General features: G+C 42.6%; 17 protein-coding genes and 3 pseudogenes. 1 reads left to right on the forward strand and 19 read right to left on the reverse strand.

Annotated elements, in window-relative coordinates:
• Positions 1-500 precede the first annotated feature (500 nt).
• The 5 genes and pseudogenes from VQ00_RS18055 to VQ00_RS18530 all read right to left on the reverse strand — a co-directional run.
• Positions 501-1152 (reverse strand): annotated as a pseudogene (locus tag VQ00_RS18055) (cation transporting ATPase C-terminal domain-containing protein); the annotation flags it as partial.
• Positions 1143-1274: pseudogene (locus VQ00_RS19345) on the reverse strand (cation-transporting P-type ATPase); the annotation flags it as partial. The pseudogenes VQ00_RS19345 and VQ00_RS18055, both read right to left, overlap by 10 nt.
• 227 nt (positions 1275-1501) lie before the next feature.
• Positions 1502-2008, reverse strand: a complete 507-nt coding sequence (locus VQ00_RS18520) for a LysR family transcriptional regulator substrate-binding protein (RefSeq protein ID WP_156154002.1) — start codon at positions 2006-2008, stop codon at positions 1502-1504.
• Between the two features lie 9 nt (positions 2009-2017).
• Positions 2018-2173 carry a hypothetical protein gene (locus VQ00_RS18525; RefSeq protein WP_156154003.1) on the reverse strand — a complete coding sequence of 52 codons (156 nt, stop codon included), beginning with the start codon at positions 2171-2173 and terminating at the stop codon, positions 2018-2020.
• A gap of 21 nt (positions 2174-2194) precedes the next feature.
• The gene (locus tag VQ00_RS18530; RefSeq protein ID WP_156154004.1) at positions 2195-2365 is read right to left on the reverse strand and encodes a LysR family transcriptional regulator; all 171 of its coding nucleotides are present in this window, start codon (positions 2363-2365) and stop codon (positions 2195-2197) included.
• A gap of 119 nt (positions 2366-2484) precedes the next feature.
• On the opposite strand from VQ00_RS18530, the gene VQ00_RS07020 reads away from it, so the two are divergent.
• Positions 2485-3207 (forward strand): class I SAM-dependent methyltransferase, encoded by a 723-nt coding sequence (locus VQ00_RS07020; protein WP_046179452.1) that lies wholly within the window; start codon positions 2485-2487, stop codon positions 3205-3207.
• Positions 3208-3251: 44 nt separating this feature from the next.
• Here VQ00_RS07020 and VQ00_RS07025 read toward each other — a convergent pair whose 3' ends face one another.
• The 14 genes and pseudogenes from VQ00_RS07025 to araA form a co-directional block, all read right to left on the reverse strand.
• Positions 3252-4418 carry an iron-containing alcohol dehydrogenase gene (locus VQ00_RS07025; RefSeq protein WP_046179453.1) on the reverse strand — a complete coding sequence of 389 codons (1167 nt, stop codon included), beginning with the start codon at positions 4416-4418 and terminating at the stop codon, positions 3252-3254.
• Positions 4419-4709: 291 nt separating this feature from the next.
• A pseudogene (locus tag VQ00_RS07030) lies at positions 4710-5167 on the reverse strand (ABC transporter permease subunit); the annotation flags it as partial.
• A 133-nt stretch (positions 5168-5300) separates the two neighbouring features.
• Positions 5301-5486: a hypothetical protein gene (locus VQ00_RS07035; RefSeq protein WP_046179454.1), complete on the reverse strand. Its 186-nt coding sequence runs from the start codon at positions 5484-5486 to the stop codon at positions 5301-5303.
• A gap of 24 nt (positions 5487-5510) precedes the next feature.
• Positions 5511-7016: an arabinosylfuranosidase ArfA gene (arfA, locus tag VQ00_RS07040; RefSeq protein ID WP_046179455.1), complete on the reverse strand. Its 1506-nt coding sequence runs from the start codon at positions 7014-7016 to the stop codon at positions 5511-5513.
• A gap of 64 nt (positions 7017-7080) precedes the next feature.
• Positions 7081-7746 carry a YesL family protein gene (locus VQ00_RS07045; RefSeq protein WP_046179456.1) on the reverse strand — a complete coding sequence of 222 codons (666 nt, stop codon included), beginning with the start codon at positions 7744-7746 and terminating at the stop codon, positions 7081-7083.
• Positions 7747-7764: 18 nt separating this feature from the next.
• Positions 7765-8016 carry a hypothetical protein gene (locus VQ00_RS07050; protein WP_046179457.1) on the reverse strand — a complete coding sequence of 84 codons (252 nt, stop codon included), beginning with the start codon at positions 8014-8016 and terminating at the stop codon, positions 7765-7767.
• Positions 8009-9493 carry an alpha-N-arabinofuranosidase gene (locus VQ00_RS07055; protein ID WP_046179458.1) on the reverse strand — a complete coding sequence of 495 codons (1485 nt, stop codon included), beginning with the start codon at positions 9491-9493 and terminating at the stop codon, positions 8009-8011. Before VQ00_RS07055 ends, VQ00_RS07050 begins: the two co-directional genes overlap by 8 nt.
• A 29-nt stretch (positions 9494-9522) precedes the next feature.
• Complete coding sequence (locus VQ00_RS07060) at positions 9523-10359, reverse strand: carbohydrate ABC transporter permease (RefSeq protein WP_046179459.1); 837 nt, start codon at positions 10357-10359, stop codon at positions 9523-9525.
• Positions 10360-10362: 3 nt separating this feature from the next.
• Entirely contained in the window at positions 10363-11295 is a 933-nt protein-coding gene (locus VQ00_RS07065; RefSeq protein WP_046179460.1) for a carbohydrate ABC transporter permease, read from the reverse strand.
• Positions 11296-11364: 69 nt separating this feature from the next.
• Positions 11365-12717, reverse strand: coding sequence for an ABC transporter substrate-binding protein (locus tag VQ00_RS07070; RefSeq protein ID WP_046179603.1), 1353 nt, complete (start codon positions 12715-12717; stop codon positions 11365-11367).
• 248 nt (positions 12718-12965) lie between these two features.
• A complete protein-coding gene (locus tag VQ00_RS07075) occupies positions 12966-13952 on the reverse strand; it encodes a LacI family DNA-binding transcriptional regulator (RefSeq protein WP_046179461.1) in 987 nt (328 codons plus the stop codon).
• 142 nt (positions 13953-14094) lie between these two features.
• Entirely contained in the window at positions 14095-15168 is a 1074-nt protein-coding gene (locus tag VQ00_RS07080; RefSeq protein ID WP_046179462.1) for a sn-glycerol-1-phosphate dehydrogenase, read from the reverse strand.
• A 3-nt stretch (positions 15169-15171) separates the two neighbouring features.
• Complete coding sequence (locus VQ00_RS07085) at positions 15172-16191, reverse strand: aldose epimerase family protein (protein ID WP_046179463.1); 1020 nt, start codon at positions 16189-16191, stop codon at positions 15172-15174.
• 63 nt (positions 16192-16254) lie between these two features.
• The gene (araA, locus tag VQ00_RS07090) at positions 16255-17727 is read right to left on the reverse strand and encodes an L-arabinose isomerase (protein WP_046179464.1); all 1473 of its coding nucleotides are present in this window, start codon (positions 17725-17727) and stop codon (positions 16255-16257) included.
• Positions 17728-17822 lie beyond the last annotated feature (95 nt).

Consider the following 17822-nt stretch of genomic DNA (forward strand, 5'->3'; position numbering starts at 1 on the left):
ATTGTTTCTATGTAAGATGACAAGCATCTCACATGGAAGTTTCTTGCTTAAAACGTTGACGTTTTTATTGATTTTGTTCAGTTTTCAATGTTCAATTGGCTATTCCGTCTCTTCGACAGCTATAACATCATATCATTAATGCAGTTAAGATGTCAACAGCTTTTCGGAAAATGTTTTTTTCGAAAAGTTCGCTTCCAGATCTCTTCTCTTCCACTTCTTCATTCCAAATGAAGCAGCTTCTTAATGACAGGATTTTAATATATCACGCTTCTCAAAAGCAAGTCAATGTTTTTTTAAACAAAATTATTAATGTAATTCGTTTCAAAAATCATTATGACTTTCGCTTGTTGTTTCAGCGACGTTTACTAATATATCATCCTTGTGCGCTAAAGGTCAACACTTTTTTGAAAAAAGCCAAAAATTTTTTTCGGAATGATTTTTAAAGTTGGAACCGTCATAGGAATCCTTCCTTGAATAAAAACAACTTGGCCAAGTTGTTCTTATCTTTTATTTTGAAGAAGCTTTATCCCCTCCATCATGACAACCGATGCAAATGCAAAACCTGTCGCGATAAGCCATTCACTCAAGCCAAACGAAGCAGGGATAGAAAAAATGCTTCTAACGCCTGGCAGCACAGCAAAACCACATAGTAAAAAGCATAGACCGACAGCGCCGAGGAAGTATTTGTGTCTGAAAAGTCCTGCTCCGACTACGGTTTGTGTATTAAGCGAGCTGCAAAGGTTCGAAGTGTACGGGTAAGGATCAGCGTCGTGAACGCCGTTGCAATCCCCGTTTCTTCTGATATTTGCAATCCCATGTAATGAGAGATAATAACAGCTGTCCCGATGAGCAATCCCCGCGTGACGACTGCTTTTAATGTCTCTCCTGAAAAGATGCCTTCTTTTAAGTCGCTTGGCACCCTCTTCATCACGCCCGGTTCTTCTTTTCCATTCCAAGAGCCAGCGCCGGAAGCGAGCCGTTAATTAAATTAATAAACAACAGCTGCAGCGCAGTGAACGGATTTGGAAAATTGAAGAAAACAGCAAATAAAATGGCGATAATTGTGCCGAGATTTCCAGCGAATAAATAATCGATTGCTTTTTTAATGTTGTTAAATACGGTACGACCAACGCCGACTGCATTTATAATAGAAGAACAAGAAAAATAATGATCGATTCAACAACTTCGCCAAACCCGAACTGGATGCCCGCTGCCACAAGCAGCACGATCACCATAGCGTCTTTAAACGCAGCTAAAAAAGCTTCCAAAGCGGATCCTTTTTCTTTCCTTCAAGCTCATTGTAGCCGTGCTCCCTACACGTTTTTGCGCTTCCGAGCCCTTAATCCTTGTCTGGAGGTTTGAAGTTCTTCCGTAACAGCGTCTGTGCTTTTACGGTCTGTTTCCAATGAATCATCCCCCTTCTTTTATTTGTATCCCTTCCTTTATCCCCCTAAAAGCTAGGGTAAATAGTCAGCATTCTCCCTTTTTTGTTCCCAACTGATCAATCTTTTTCATCGTGCTGTAGAAAAAAACGTTTAAATAATTTTGCTTCATCTGTTACTACCTTCTCAATTAAATAGGTGGTAGACATTTGCTTTTTAGCCGCCGCAGATGGGTAGATGTTTAGTTTTCTATTAAGAAGCTCTCCCTGCACCATCGATTTTGGCAAATATGAAATACCGAGTCCCGCTTCAATAAACCGTTTTGTTACTTCGATCTGACTGACTGTCATCGTTTTTAAATGCGAATTTTCCTGTTTTAATTTTTTTAACAGGGCTTCCCAATAGCCCGGATGATTGTGCGTAAGGAGGCGGTAGTTTGCCAGAAGGAATGCTTCGTCTGCCCTCTCCACAATCGGACCTGCAAGCACAATGGGTTCTTCATCGACGACGATGCTGGCTGTATTCGCGTAAGCAGATGGCATTCGCGCAAGACCGATGTCGACAATACCACTGCTTACTTTTTCGCCAATATCGTATGACTTGGCAATATCAACATGAACATCAATATGGGGGAATTAGCTTACAAACCGATTAAGCAGCTGTGGCAAAAAAGATGATGCAATTTGCGGAGCGCAGGCAATGGACAGCTTTTTTGTGCCGCCCTGCTTCCATGCATTAAAATCTTCCATGTTGCGATCAAACGAATCGATTATCTCTTTCGCACTCGGCAAAAAGAACAAGCCGGCTGGCGTTCATTTCACTGATTTTCCTGTACGCTCAAATAATTGAATATTGAGCTCGTCTTCAAGCCGCTGAATATGTTTTGTGACTGCCGGCTGAGTGATATACAGCACTTCTGAAGCTTGTCGAAAATTTTCCGTTTCGGCGGCTTTTATAAATGTTTTAAGCCAATGTATATTCATTCCGCATCCCCTTATTCCGTTTCGTTATCAATATTTTTCATTATTTGTTAATTTTAATTATATATAAACAACACTATAATGACTAAGAGGAGGGGAAAATAATGAATTGAAATGCGCAATTGTACGATGGAAAACACCGATTCGTATCAGAATTCGGGCAGGATGTGGTAAAGCTGCTGGCTCCATCTGCTGAAGAGCGGATTTTAGATATAGGCTGCGGCACGGGTGACTTGGCATCTGCTTTATTTCACGAAGGAGTGCATGCTGTTGGCGTGGATCAGTCAGCATCAATGATCGACGAGGCAAAACAAAAATATCCGGATGTCCCTTTTTTCGTACGGGATGCACACGATTTGCAATATGAAGAAGAATTTGACGCTGTTTTTTCAAATGCGGCCATTCATTGGATGAAGCAGCCGGATCACGTATTAAAAAGTATTTGGAAAAGCTTGAAACCCGGAGGCCGGTTTGTAGCGGAGTTTGGCGGAAAAGGAAATGTCGCGTTTATTTCCCAGGCAATTATTCATCAAATCGATGGTTATGATACTAGTACATATCCATGGTATTTTCCGTCAATCGGTGAATATACGTCATTAATGGAGCAGATAGGATTCCACGTTTCGTTTGCGGAGCACTTTGAACGGCCTACTCGCCTGGATGGTGTGGATGGAATGCGAAACTGGATTAAGATGTTCGGCGATGTTGTCATGGGTGAGCAGACACCCGGAGAAAAAGAGCGGATTACAAACGGTGCGGTGAACGAATTGAAAGAAGTATGTTTTAATGGGGATCATTGGATTGCAGATTACTGGCGGATTCGTGTGGCCGGGATCAAGAAATAAAAAAAACGGGATTCCTGTTGTTAAACATGAAATCCCGTTTTTTATTAGAATGTTACTTTTTCTCCGTTGAAAGCAGCGATATAAAGCTTTTTCATTTCCTCTACAGATACTTCACGTGGATTCGATGGCGTACAAGGGTCTTCTATTGCACCTGCAGCCATTTGATCGAGCTGGCGGTTAAATTCCTGCTCATTAACGCCGAATTCCTTCAATGTTAATGGAAGATTTAGTGATTTATTTAATCGGCGAAGCAAATCAGTTAACGCATCGGTAAGTTCGTCTTCCGTATTTCCGGCAAGTCCAAGCATTTTCGCGATTTCTGCAAATCGGGAGCTGTCCGCTTTTTTATTAAAATCAATAACGTACGGCAAATACAACGCATTCGCAAGACCGTGTGGAATATTAAAAATCGCGCCACTCTTATGGGATAAGCTGTGAACAATCCCTAAAAACCCGTTTGAGAACGCCATACCTGCAATGGCCTGGGCATAATGCATATCTGCTCTTGCCTGCTTGTCGCCGGTAACTGATTTTTCGATATTGTCTACAGCCATTTTAACCGACTGCAGCGCAAGAGGATCGGTGAATACGTTGTGCATTGTTGATACGTATGCTTCGATTCCGTGCGTCAGCGCATCCATTCCTGTATAAGCCACAATGTCAGCCGGCATTGAATAAGTGAGCTCCGGATCGATAATTGCGACATCCGGGGTAATGTCGTAACCGAATACCGGATACTTTGTGCCCGTTTCATGATCTGTGATGACCGAGAATGGTGATACGTCCGTCCCTGTACCGCTTGTAGTGGAAATGGCCACAAAACGTGCTTTTTTGCGTAACACAGGCAATGCATTCGGTGCTTTGATTTTGTCAAATGGCAAGTCAGGGTTTTCGTAAAAAATCCACATCAATTTAGCCGCGTCAATTGGTGAACCGCCGCCAGCTGAAATAATCCAGTCCGGCTGAAATTCCTCCATCTTTTTCGCGCCTTCTTTAGCTGTTTTAGCAGATGGGTCATTTTCAACTCCATCAATCAGCTGTATTTCAAAACCGGCTTCCTTCAAATACGATTCCATTTTATTTAAATAACCCGATTTTTTAATGGATTGACCTCCGATAACGATGGTGGCTTTTTTTCCTTCCAACGTTTTTAATGTTTCCAGGGCGCCTTCCCCATAATAAACATCTCTGGGAATTGTAAATCGATTCATTGTTGTATTCTCCTTTCAAAATAACGTTTCTTGCTGTAAATCAAGCTAGTTGGTGATTTATTGCTCGGATGTCTATTATAGTGCCCCGCTTTGTTTTCATTAATCGGTTTGCACTAAACTGCACATAAAACATTTATCACTTTAGGTATATATTAAACACTTAAAAACAAAATTAAAAGTACGCACTTTTTTATCATATAGTGTATAAAAGTATACTGTTATAAAATTGAACAATAAAAAAGCTGCCTTAAAAGCTAAATTCCATTAGCTTTTCAAGGCAGTTTTTTCTTATTAACCCACTTTATTTTTATTGTAAATATCGAATGCAACCGCAGCGAGAAGGACGAGTCCTTTAATGCCCTGCTGCCAATCAATGCCAAGGCCCAGAAGCTACATACCATTATTCATGATCCCCATAACTAAGCCGCCAATGATTATTGCACCCGGCACGGTACCAATGCCCCCGTATGCAGATGCGCCGCCGATAAAGCAGGCCGCGATGGCGTCAAGCTCGAACAGGTTGCCGGCTTTTGGTGTTGCGGCGTTCAGGCGTGCTGCAAAAATCAATCCGGACAGCGCAGATAGAACACCCATGTTGACGAACACCCAGAACGTCATTTGCTTTGTTTTAATATCAGACAGCTGGGCTGCTTTTTCGTTGCCGCCAATCGCATAATGTGCCGGCCGGCTTTTGTTTTCCTCATCACGTACGTATAGACAATAATTAAAATCCCAAGCAAAATCAATACGTTCATACATGCGATGCTGGAATGTTTTATGTTCCGGATGCGCCGCTTCACTCGGCGCTGCGGCAAAATAGATGTACCACTTTTCTTCTATATAATGCAGCTCCGGCGCCCAAATAAGGCTGCTTAACGGACCTTATTTGGACTTGGCCCAGATCGTTATAGCTTGCGCTTCCCGGAGGCCATCAATGGTTTTTGCACGGCGCAGGTCAATCCGGTCAAACTCTGGGGCGGAGGCGTTAAAGTAATAAAAGCCGTCTGTATGCTTATAAATAAATGGATCTGCTTGCTTTAAAAGCAACGGGTTATGGTAAGGTGCCATATGCGCATCCTTCCTTTTTTATTTTTACGCTTTTGCGAGACGGATCACGTTCCAGGATAATTTCGGCAATTGAGCAGATAATTGTCCATTGTCCACTTTTGCATCTCCGTTATTATGAGGAACAACATTTGAACGATTATGTTGATTTGTCGCTTTTACATTATCGTTTTCAAGAACGATATGCTCTTTTACTGTGTAACCTTCAAAACTCCTTACGTCGGCATCAAGACTTAGCGCTTCTTCTTGATGACGATTTACTGCAAAAATGGTAACCGTTTCTTCTTCTTCGTTGTACACAGAAACTGTATCTAAATAAGGGACGTCGGTAAAATCCTTACAGTCATACTTCGGAGAAGATACATTCGCATGCAATGCTGTTCCTCTTCCAAAAACAGATGCATGCATATATGGATAAAAAATCGGCTGCTTCCAAGCTTCCCCGCCTTTTTCTGTCATGATCGGTGCAATGACATTAACAAGCTGAGCAAGGCAGGCAATTTTTACACGGTCTGCACGGCGCAGCATAGAGATTAGCATGCTTCCAACCAGCAAGGCATCTTCAAATGTATAAATATCTTCAAGCTGTGGCGGCGCAATCGACCATGGTTCAATCTGCTTATCCGCTTCATTAGAGTGAAACCAGACGTTCCATTCATCAAATGACAGATTGATTGTTTTCTTGCTGCGCTTTTTCGCTTTAATATAATCGGCAATGGAAATAACGGAATAAATAAATTGATCCATATCCATTGATTGCGCTAGATAATTCGCTAAATCACCATCACGATTTCCATAATAAGTATGGAGAGAGATGTAATCGACATGCTCATACGTATGGTCTAAAACAGTTGCTTCCCATTCAGCAAATGTAGGCATATGGCGGTTTGAACTTCCGCAGGCAACTAGTTCAATAGAAGAATCTACCCATTTCATTGATTTTGCTGTTTCAGCAGCAAGACGTCCATATTCATGAGCTGTCTTATGGCCAATTTGCCACGGACCGTCCATTTCATTTCCTAAGCACCACGTCTTAATTTTATGCGGCTCTTTGTACCCATGGGAAATACGCAAGTCACTCCAGTAAGAACCTGATGTATGGTTGCAGTACTCTACCAGATTGCGTGCTGCATCAATACCACGTGTACCTAAATTAACCGCCATGTTTACTTCAGCGTTAATTTTTTTCGCCCAGTCCATAAATTCATTTGTGCCGATTTCATTCGTTTCCGTCGTCCGCCAGGCAAGGTCAAGCCGACGCGGTCGTTCTGCAACAGGCCCTACCCCGTCTTCCCAATTATATCCTGAGACAAAATTGCCTCCTGGATAGCGGACAAGCGGCACTTTCAACTCTTTTACGAGTTCAATAACATCTGTCCGGAATCCTTGTTCATCAGCAGACGGGTGATCCGGCTCGTAAATTCCTTCATAGACAGCACGCCCTAAATGTTCAATAAATGATCCATAAATACGCTCATCGATTTGGCCGATTACAAATTCTTTATCAATTGTCATTTTCGCTTTTTGTGTCATAATTATTTTCTCCTTTATCGTGTACGTACACGTTTTTTTATAAGGGAATCCGTAACTTCCGGATTCACGCAGTATATGTTTTATGGACAGGCGGTGCGGCTTTTTTTGCTCTCAATGCTTCAGCTTTTCTTTCTACTCGGTTAAATGAATGCTGCACAAGCCAAAGCTGAATCATCACCAGTATGCTGCTAAGAAAAAAAAGCGCCGCTGAAGGATATGAAAAAAGCAAATAATAAATAGCAGATTGACTAACGAGAACAGCAATCGCAATAGGCAGATTCACGATACTCATAATAAAAGCTGTTTTCCATGTATGAAGAAATGACTCTTTTCTCACTACATACAATGGCAATAGATGTGTGCCTGTTATAGCCAGAAAGAACACAGCCAGATAAAATGCCGCAATCATAGCAAGCCCGGCTCCGTTTTCCTGAATCACTAGAAAGTTTAAATATAAAACGAGTGCCGCCACCATATAGGCAAGACCTATTTGATTGGAAGATAAAAATGATGAACGATAGGAAGCCCAAAATAAACGGAATACTGGCACGCTTTCTTCTCCATCAAGCCACTTTCTGCAGACCGTCATTAAAGCAGCTGTTGCCGGAAAAATACCAAAAACAACAAGACCTGCCGCGCTAAAAAGCATCCAAAGAAAGTGGACATAAGCTAATTTGGCCGTCCAGGAAAAAACGTTTGTCAGCTTTTCCATAAATAAACTGGGTTTCATGTTGATTCCTCCTGTGCTTCACCATTTTGTTTCTGCCGGGTGCGGACATTTTGCTTCTATTAAGCCTGCACGGTATGAAACAAGCATGCCTGATTGGCCACATGTTGTTCCATATTGCAAAAACTCACATTTCGTGCAAAATTCAAGGCGCCTTTTTCGTCTCAATAATTCTTCTTTTTCTAACAAGGAATCATCTGTAAAGAAAACGTGCGGCTGCTTTTCTACTGATACACTTCCCGTACATCCTTTACAAGAAGAAATCTTACTCATTTTCTTTCAGTTCAAGAACAACAACGGACATTGGCGGCATTTTCACAGTTAATGACGTGCCTAAGAGAGAGAAGTCTTGAAACGATGCCGGTTTTACATGATCCGGCTGATCAAATGTGTTATGGGCATCCATTTGTTCTCCTGTCAAAATGGTTCCTGTCACGTGAAGAGATTCAACAGCCATTCCACGTAAATCAACAGCGACCTCCGCTTCGTTTCCATAGTCAATGTTGCACAAGCTGATGTGAATCGCTCCTTCTGTATTTTTTGAAGCAGACAGGCTGACCTGGGGCATTGACTCATAGTCTCCCACATTGGCTTCAAGTGACAATTTCACAGCATCGTGATGCACTTTAAACAAATCAAACACGTGGTACGTAGGCGTTAAAATCATGTCACTTCCTTCTGTTAAAATCATTGCCTGAAGCACGTTAACTGTCTGGGCGATGTTCGCCATCTGTACCCGCTCGTGGTGATCCTGAAAAATGTGAAAATGGATTGCTGCGACAAGCGCATCGCGAATCGTGTTTTGCTGGTATAGAAACCCTGGATTGGTTCCCGGCTCTACATCAAACCACGTGCCCCATTCATCCACAATAATCGCCACTTTTTTCTCCGGATCATATTTATCCATTATGGTGCTGTGCTTTGTCAGCAATTCGTTCATACGATACGCTTTTTGCATTGTGATGGCCCACTCATCTTCCGGAAAACCAGTTGCAGCTCCTTTGCCCGTCCAAAATTCACCTGGAATCGTGTAATAATGTAAGCTTAATCCATCCATAAAGCGGGCTGATTCTCTCATCAGCACTTCTGTCCAATTGTAATCATCTATATTTGCGCCGCCGGCAATTTTGTAAATTTGGTTGCCATCATAGTTACGCACATATGTCTGATAGCGACGGTATAAATCAGAATAATATTCGGGACGCATATTACCGCCGCAGCCCCAGTTTTCATTTCCAACACCAAAGTATTTTAGTTCCCACGGCTCGTCCCTTCCATTTTCCCGGCGCCAGTCTGCCATCGGAGATTCACCTTTAAACGTCATGTATTCAACCCATTCAGACATTTCTTGAACCGTTCCACTGCCAACGTTGCCGCATATATAAGGCTCGCACTCCAGCATTTCACAAAGCATCATAAATTCATGCGTGCCAAAGTGATTGTTTTCCACAACTCCGCCCCAATGGGTATTCACCATATGCTTGCGGTTTTCACGCGGCCCAATGCCGTCTTTCCAATGATATTCATCGGCAAAACAGCCGCCCGGCCAGCGGAGAACCGGCACTTGAACGTTTTTCAGCGCTTCAAGCACATCTGTCCGAATGCCTTTTTCATTCGGGATCGGTGAATCTTCCCCTACCCAAATGCCTTCGTAAATACAGCGGCCTAAATGCTCGGCGAAGTGACCGTAAATGTTCTTGTTAATTTTTCCTTGCTCAATATCAGTATTTAATACAGCTGTATGCTTCACTTTATCATTCCTTTATCAATAAATTTTCCTTATCCTTTTACGCCGCCTACTGTCAATCCTTCGATAAAGTAACGCTGGAAGAACAAGAACAGGATGACAACAGGAAGAATCGTCATAACAGATCCCGCAATTAAAATATCATAGTTATTACCATATGGCGTTAAAAGAGTTGCTAAGCCGACCGGGAGGGTAAACATCGTATTAGAACGAAGCACAACGAGCGGCCATAAGAAATTATTCCAGCTCGAAAGCCCTTGCAAAATCGCCATTGCCGCAAACGATGGCAGCATAAGCGGTGCCATAATGCGAAAGAAAATCCCGTATTCTGTACATCCATCCATTCTGGCTGATTCCATAAGATCTTTCGGCAGGCCTGATGCATACTGGCGAAAGAAAAAAACGGCAATCGGCGCCACCATCATCGGTAAAATGACCGCTAAATACGTATCAATCATTTGCAGCCCAACCATCAGCTGGTACAGCGGAAGCATCAATATTTCAAATGGAACCATGAGGATCAGTAAAACAAGGATAAAGATAAAACGGTTCCCTTTAAACTCGTAAACAGCCAGAGCATATCCGACCATCGAAGAGAAAAACAGGCAAAGGATAATACTCGCTGCGGAAATCAAAATACTGTTTATATACCAGCTCCAATAATTTCCAGCTTCCGTAAAAATATACGTATAGTTGCTGAAATTCAATTGTTCAAACGGTATAGAAAGCGTAATCCCGTTTCTCATTAACTCTGAAGACGGCCGTAAAGAAGAGATCATGAGAGAAAACAACGGGAAGAGAGCCAAAATCGCAATAAGTGCGATAACGATCGTGATAATAATTGTGAAAAACTTGTCTCGTGCTAACATGTTTTACTCTCCTTTCTTTAACGTGCCAGACAGTGCAAGCTGAAGAATACTAATAATGAAGATAATCAGCATTAACACAACACCGATTGCTGCACCAAAACCAAGATCATTCATACGGAAACCTTGCTGGTATATGTAGCCGACAATTGTTAAACCAATATTACCCGGTGAACCTTCAGGCCAGAATACGTATGACTCTTCATACATCCGGAAGCCGGCAATAATCGTGATCGTTACAACATACACTGTAATCGGTTTCAGCATTGGAAGTGTAATATGGCGGAACTTGTGAATAATACCCGCTCCATCCATTTCTGCTGCCTCATATAACTCTCTTGGTACATTTGCAAGGCCCGCCATAAAGTAGAGAATGTTCACACCGAGCCACTTCCACGTAGCAAGAAGCACCATTAAAAACATCCCTGTTGCTGCCCCAAACTTCCATTCCAGCGGTTCAATACCGAAAAACCCGACAACGGTATTTGCAAGAGAAGCCTCAGATTCTCCAAACATGAGCCTGAACACAACACCCGCTACAATAGTGGATGTCAATGCTGGAATAAATAAGGAAGCACGAAACACATTGGAGAAACGGACAAACTTAGAATTGAGCATCGTTGCCAAGATCATGGGCAGTATCGTTAAAATGACAGTCGTCAAAATAACATAAACCGTTGTATTAGACAACGCTTTAAAAAAAGTTGGATTCAAAATGCGTTCGTAATTGCTTGCCCCAACAAACGTTGTCTGGCCGGGCAATATGGTTTGAAAGCTCATGATAAAGCCGCTGATGAGCGGATACAAAAACAAAAGCAGGAAAGAAATAATGAAAGGCGATACAAAAACGTAGGGAACCACTTTTCTCGACAGAAAGAAGTCTTTTATGGACCGTTTCGACCGACTGCTATCGGTTGTTGATACAGCGCGTTCACTCATAACAATCCCCTTTCTTTTCACTTATTTGTATAGAAGGCAGGAATTTCTCATCCTGCCTTCCTATTACGATTAATTGTTTTTGATAGCAGCTTCCGCTTCTTTCAACGCTTCTTCTGCCGACTGGGATTGAGATCGTAAGACATTATTAAATACATTTGTTGACAGCTGTTCCTGCACAAGCGGATTTTTCTCCGTAATATTGATCGAATCAATTTCTTCTCTTATACTAAGGAGCGTATCAAAAATGTCTGTTCCGAAATATTGATAATATTTATTGTCTTCTCGAATTTCAGGTTTTTCCCAAACTGTCCACATCGGCGGATCAAATCCCATTACTCTCCACAAGGCTATGTTTCCTTCTTCAGATAATTTTGCGTAGGCAAGAAACTCTTTTGCTAATTCAGGATGCTCGGTTTGATTGGTTACGGCTGTACCTGTACCTCCCGCTCCTGCTGAACGGTTTCCATCTTCTGTCCATTTCGGCATTGGACGGATCACCATTTTCCCTTTTAAATCTGGCATGTAGTCTGTGAAACGCCCCATGTACCACAATGGCATTATTACAGATGCAGCACCGCCGTCGTTCATAAATCCGTAGTATTCTTCTTCGTGATGTCCGCCGCCTGGTGTAATCTCAGCAATTTTTTCGTCATAAATTAAGCTGCGCATAAATTCAAGTGTTTCAACGTTTGTCTCATTTGAAATGGTAACCTCACCATTTTCATCAAAAAAATCAGAACCTTGCTGCTTAATCAATGGCCAATAAGACCAATAATCATTCGTTTCCAGTGTCGTCATAGTAGCGTCTGTGTTTTCCACTACTTTTTTGCCAGCTGCTACATAATCGTCCCATGTTTGAATAGAATCGATGTCTACGCCTGCTGCATCCATGATTTCTTTGTTGTAATAAGCAACGGTTGCCCCAACGTGAGTCGGAAGACCGTAATTTTTTCCATCTTTCGAATAAATATCAAAACGCGATTCAATAAATTTATCCTTAACAGGCTCCACATATTCATTCATCGGAAGAAGCTGTGGCTCTCCCTGCAAATAGTTTGGAAAACGTCCCAGCTCAATATCAACAATATCAGGCGCTCCGGTGCCGGATTGCAGCGCTAACAGCAAATTATTGTGCATGTTATCGTAAGGATATGCTTCTGCTTTCAATTTAATTGGGCGATCAGGAAACTCTTCGTTCCAGCGACTAACGGCATCTTTGTAAATATCAATGTGGAGTGCATTAAATGTCCAAAATTTCAATTCTGTAGCATCTTTAGATTCGCTTCCGATTACCTCTACAGCTTCCGCGCCTTCAGCATCCTCTGAACCGTCTCCGCCTCCGCCTCCGCCGCCTTTTCCGCATGCTGCCAGAATGACAAACAACATACTAAAAAGCATGACGTACAAGCTTCTTTTTTTCATTTCCTTCTCCCCTTTGCTTAAATAGTTTTCAAGCAGAACATTCATCAACACTGTTGTTGAACCTTTTCCGTGTACGCACACGGAAAGACTAAATAAGATAACCTTTCTATTCGTGTACGTACACGTCCTTACTTAAGAAAGACCTTTTAAGATAACGCTTACATTTAGTTCAGCAACACTGTTGATAAATTAAATTTTATCACCCTCAACTTGTACGGTCAACCTATTTTTTAGAATATTCGGTTAAATTATATGGATTCTCCTCTAATAATCTCGTGACCTAAAAGCGGTATGGATATATAGGCATCTCCCTCAATTTTATTCACGATACTTTCAACCGCTTTTTCTCCAATTTGCACAATCGGATATTTCACCGTCGTTAGGCGCGGCGAAATGTACTTTAGCATATCAATATCATCAAATCCCATGACTCCTGCCTGTTCTGGAATTGCAATGTTTCTTTCTTTTAACAAATTCATCACTTCCAGCGCATACAAATCTGTAGAACAGACAATGGCTGTTTTTTCAGCCGGATCAAACGAATAAGTTTTCAGTTTTTCTAAATAATCCGCGTCTTTTAATACGAGGGGGATAAGGGCTTTATTCAATTGGATACCTTCCATAAATCCAATAAAACGCTCTTCTTGTGTGTAAATATTTGATTTTCCCGCGTATGCCAGAGGAGGACTTACATAAACGAATTGTTTATACCTCTTTGATACAATATAATCAACCGCTTCTTTCATCGCTTGGCGCTCACGAATTCCGACATATTCCCAATTACTTGATATGTAATTGAAAATGGTCACGATCGGTGTATGAAACTTGCTTAAATAAGTGTCAAACTCTTTTCCCTGATTTACTGTAAATAAAATGATTCCATCCACTTTGCGATTGACTAAATATTCAATACACGTCCGCTCATTTTCAGGGTTTTTATCCGTTAGTGTAATATAAACAAAATAACCAAGCTCCCTCGCTTTCTGTTCAATGGCATTCATAAGCTGGGCGAATGAACGATTGTACAAATCAAATAACACAACACCAAGTGTCATTGTTTTTCCCATGACAAGGCTTCTCGCGGTAAAGTCCGGCTGATAATTCATTTCCTCCGCCACTTTTAGTACTTTGTTTCTGGTTTTTTCACTAATGCCTGTCCGGTTATTAAGCGCTCTATCTACAGTACCGGCAGAAACGCCGCAAATGGCTGCAATATCTTTAATCGTAACGCGCATTTTTTATTCCCCCTTCGACTGATGCTTTACTTCAATTGTAATAAAGATTTCTAATACTTTATTATACTTCACTTGAACGGTCAAATTGTATCTTTTTGGTTTATAAAAGAAAACATGGATGCGAATTGCACCCATGTTTTCTTTAAATCCCTTGTTCATTTATGTAGCGAAGCATTGTATATCGGTCTCGCAGCGTATGTGCTTCACGCAAACTTGTTTCTACCAATTCAGACCCAATGCCCAAGTCTGCCGGCGCAATAGGGGCACCAACTTTTTTAAGAAGCCTGGTGATTTCAGCGGGATCCGGAATGAATTCAATACCAGCTTGAGTTGGAAGTTGCGCTGCTTTCTCCTTGTACGTACGAGCAATAAGAGCAGTAGCCGCTGCCACTTTAGCACCATGGAGTACTTGAGGACGCCCTTCTCGAATAAAGTTCATTTCCCAATAATGAGAAAGATGGTGCTCTCCTCCAGAAGCCGGATGTGACTGTCCGAACATGAGCATAGCGATGCCCGATTCAATAAGCGCATCCATTAAAATACGGATACCTTCTTCTTCTTTTCCAGAAATTTGGTCGACATTTTCAACGCACTGATTCAGCACACGCTCAGTGATAGCAGCTGCTTCTTCTGAATATGGCTCTCCGGCCGTCGCATGGCCAAATTTCCAATCTGCCAGTGAAGTGAACTTAGCCAGCATATCACCAAATCCGGCTGCGATCATCTCATCCGGCGCATTCATTAAAACAGATATATCCGCAAATAAAGCATGCGGGGACACAGCTTTAAACGTTTTCTTCATCCCACGTACAATAAGGGGTGCCCCGACAGAGGTGAAACCGTCCACGGATGGAGCCGTCGGAATTGAAACAAACGGAATGCCGGTCTTGTCACTGCAAAAGCGAGTAATATCATGAATAGTGCCGGAGCCGACCGCAATTAAAACGTCCGTTTCTTTGTTGATATCAATCAATGCCTGCATGATGGACACTTCGTCCGCTTTTACATCTCCGTTCTGGTCAGGTTCAATCAAGCATGTGCGAACTGCAAGAGATTTTGCATGTAATTGCTCGGTTAATGAATCTCCAGCTGCCTTTTGTGTTTTTTCGTCAGCAACAATTAGGATGTTTTCCCATTTTTTATCCGCAGCATAATTCGCGCATTGCTTAAAAGCGTCCCGTTCAATGATGATCTTTTCAATAGCAGAATAAGTCATTTCTCATTCACCTTTCCTTGTCGAAAATCGGTATACAGTCCTTGATACGTATCGTTCGTCTTTTGTGAGAGTGCTTTGCGGAAATTGCGGATGATGAATGGAATCCGGCAGCCCTTGTGTTTCAAGACATAGTCCGGCATATTTATAGGACTCTCCTCCATTTAGCGGCACACCTTCTGTGATCTGTGTTCCAGCATATAAAACGACACAGTTCTGATCTGTTTTGATGCTGAGTACACGGCCGCTCGGTTCATCTGACAGCGTAATGTCTCCGTTTCCGCTCAAGACAAATGGATGGTCGTATCCTTCGCCTGCCAGCTTGTTTTGCGGGTCATCAGATTCCACACCTGTTTGAATAGGCTGGCCGCGCCGGAAATCAAAGGATGTGCCTTCAACAGGCTGAAGCGTGCCTGTCGGCAGAAGCTGATCATTTAGTTCCGCGTACTGATCGCTGTCGATCTGAAGTACGTGATCTGTAATGTCCCATTTTAAGCCGCCGCTTAAATTAAAGTACGTATGATTTGTCATATTTAAAAGAGTCGGCGCATCCGACACGGCTTCGTACTGAATGGCAAACTCATTTTCATCGTTTAATGTATACGTGACAGCTACTTTCACATTTCCGGGATATCCGCCGTCTCCATCCGGGCTTTCATAGGTAAACCGAACACCGCCAGCGATGCATTCAGATTGCCAGATGGCCTTATCAAACCCTGTTTTTCCGCCGTGCAGGTGATTGTTTCCATCATTTTGTTCAAGTGCATACGTTTGGCCGTCCAGCTCAAATGAACCACCGCTAATCCGCCCGGCAAAGCGGCCAATGACGGCACCCAAATACCAAGGATTGTCTGCATATTGATCAATGTTTTCATAACCGAGTACAACATTTTCAAGATGCCCTTCACGATCCGGCACGATGATTTTTGTAATAATGCATCCGTAATCAAGAAAAGACACTTCCATGCCATTTTTGTTTCTTAAAGTAAATTCTTTAATATTTGTTCCATTTATCTTTCCTGCCATATTCTCCACTCCTTTTAGTAGAAGAAAAGGCCGGCTCACGAATGAGACAGCCTTTTCCATTGATTATTTCCAGATTGCTTCTCCCCACTTCAATTCGTTACGCAGCTGGGACGTTTTCGTGTCGTTATCAATAATGACACATTCAATTCCCGCCATCTCCGCAAAGTCATACAGCTGTTCCGCACTGACGGCGAATGACAGAACCGTATGATGAGCCCCTCCGGCATAAATCCATGATTCTGTTGCGGTTTTTAAAGACGGCTGCGGTTTCCAGAGCACTTTAGCAACCGGAAGATTTGGTGTTTCTTTCGGTGACTCAACCGCGTCAACCACATTCACAATTAATCGGTAGCGCCCGCCCATTTCCACAAGAGACGCATTGACAGCTTGTCCGCTCATGCCGTCAAACACAAGACGTGCCGGATCTGCTTTGCCGCCGATTGACAGTGGATTAACGACGATACGCGGCTTAGAAGCAGCAACAGTCGGACACACTTCAAGCATATGCGAGCCGAGAATCATTTCGTTGCCTTCTTCTAAATGGTATGTGTAATCTTCCATAAATGACGTTTGCTTATTGCCGGCCGCGATTTTCATCATGCGAAGAAGTGCCGCTGTGCGCCAGTCGCCTTCACCCGCAAACCCGTAGCCATCTGCCATTAGGCGCTGCGCCGCAAGACCCGGCAGCTGCTTCATGCCGTGCAGATCTTCAAAATTTGTTGTAAAGGCGTTGTAGTCCCCTTTTTCCAAGAAAGAACGCAAACCGATTTCAATGCGCGCCTGCTCTTTAATGGCCGCACTGATTTCATCACTTTCTTCAAAATCATATTGTTGTTTGTATTCTGCATAGACAGACTCGACCTGGTCATCTGTGATCGCGTTCATTTCCTCAACAAGATCCCCAATGCCGTAATAGTCGACGACCCAGCCGAATTTAATTTGCGCTTCTACTTTATCGCCGTCTGTTACCGCAACGTTCCGCATGTTGTCACCAAAACGGGCGACTCGAATATTTGGTCCTTCCGTCACAGCAACAGCGACCTTCATCCAGTCGCTAATGTCTTTCTTGACGGATTCATTTTGCCAGTGGCCGACGATCACTTTGCGGCCGATCTGCATACGGGTGCCGATAAATCCGTACTCCCGGTCACCGTGCGCCGCCTGATTTAAGTTCATGAAATCCATATCAATGCTGCTCCACGGGATGTCACGGTTAAATTGTGTATGCAAATGAAGAAGCGGCTTTTGAAGGGCTTTTAAGCCGGCAATCCACATTTTCGCCGGTGAAAATGTATGCATCCATGTAATGACACCAGCACAATTTTCATCGCTGTTTGCCCGTTGCATAAGCTGATGAATATGAGCGGATGTTGTCAGTACTTCTTTAAACACGACCGGATAAGAAAGCGATCCTCCTTCATTTAAACCGTTCACGACTTCTTCTGAATTTTTTTGCACCTCTTTTAGTGTTTCTTCACCGTACAGGTGCTGGCTTCCTGTAACAAACCAAAATTCTTTCTTATCTGTTGTTAACATGCTTCTCACTCCCTTGATTTATTTCTGCCCATAATAGGCACTTTTACCATGTTTGGGTAATCCAAGCTTGGCTTGAAAAACTTCTTCTTTAATCC

Origin of the sequence: Domibacillus tundrae (assembly GCF_000970675.1) — a bacterium.
GTDB classification, from domain to species: domain Bacteria; phylum Bacillota; class Bacilli; order Bacillales; family Domibacillaceae; genus Domibacillus; species Domibacillus tundrae.

Bases quoted from the DNA above. Each gene is read 5' to 3' on its own strand.
- VQ00_RS07060 (WP_046179459.1), bottom strand. From the start codon at position 10,359: ATGTTAGCACGAGACAAGTTTTTCACAATTATTATCACGATCGTTATC.
- VQ00_RS07035 (WP_046179454.1), bottom strand. From the start codon at position 5,486: ATGGCACCTTACCATAACCCGTTGCTTTTAAAGCAAGCAGATCCATTT.
- VQ00_RS07025 (WP_046179453.1), bottom strand. From the start codon at position 4,418: ATGAATCGATTTACAATTCCCAGAGATGTTTATTATGGGGAAGGCGCC.
- VQ00_RS07085 (WP_046179463.1), bottom strand. From the start codon at position 16,191: ATGGCAGGAAAGATAAATGGAACAAATATTAAAGAATTTACTTTAAGA.
- VQ00_RS07050 (WP_046179457.1), bottom strand. From the start codon at position 8,016: ATGAGTAAGATTTCTTCTTGTAAAGGATGTACGGGAAGTGTATCAGTA.
- VQ00_RS07075 (WP_046179461.1), bottom strand. From the start codon at position 13,952: ATGCGCGTTACGATTAAAGATATTGCAGCCATTTGCGGCGTTTCTGCC.
- VQ00_RS07080 (WP_046179462.1), bottom strand. From the start codon at position 15,168: ATGACTTATTCTGCTATTGAAAAGATCATCATTGAACGGGACGCTTTT.
- VQ00_RS07045 (WP_046179456.1), bottom strand. From the start codon at position 7,746: ATGAAACCCAGTTTATTTATGGAAAAGCTGACAAACGTTTTTTCCTGG.
- VQ00_RS07065 (WP_046179460.1), bottom strand. From the start codon at position 11,295: ATGAGTGAACGCGCTGTATCAACAACCGATAGCAGTCGGTCGAAACGG.
- VQ00_RS07070 (WP_046179603.1), bottom strand. From the start codon at position 12,717: ATGAAAAAAAGAAGCTTGTACGTCATGCTTTTTAGTATGTTGTTTGTC.
- VQ00_RS18530 (WP_156154004.1), bottom strand. From the start codon at position 2,365: ATGAATATACATTGGCTTAAAACATTTATAAAAGCCGCCGAAACGGAA.
- araA (WP_046179464.1), bottom strand. From the start codon at position 17,727: ATGTTAACAACAGATAAGAAAGAATTTTGGTTTGTTACAGGAAGCCAG.
- arfA (WP_046179455.1), bottom strand. From the start codon at position 7,016: ATGACACAAAAAGCGAAAATGACAATTGATAAAGAATTTGTAATCGGC.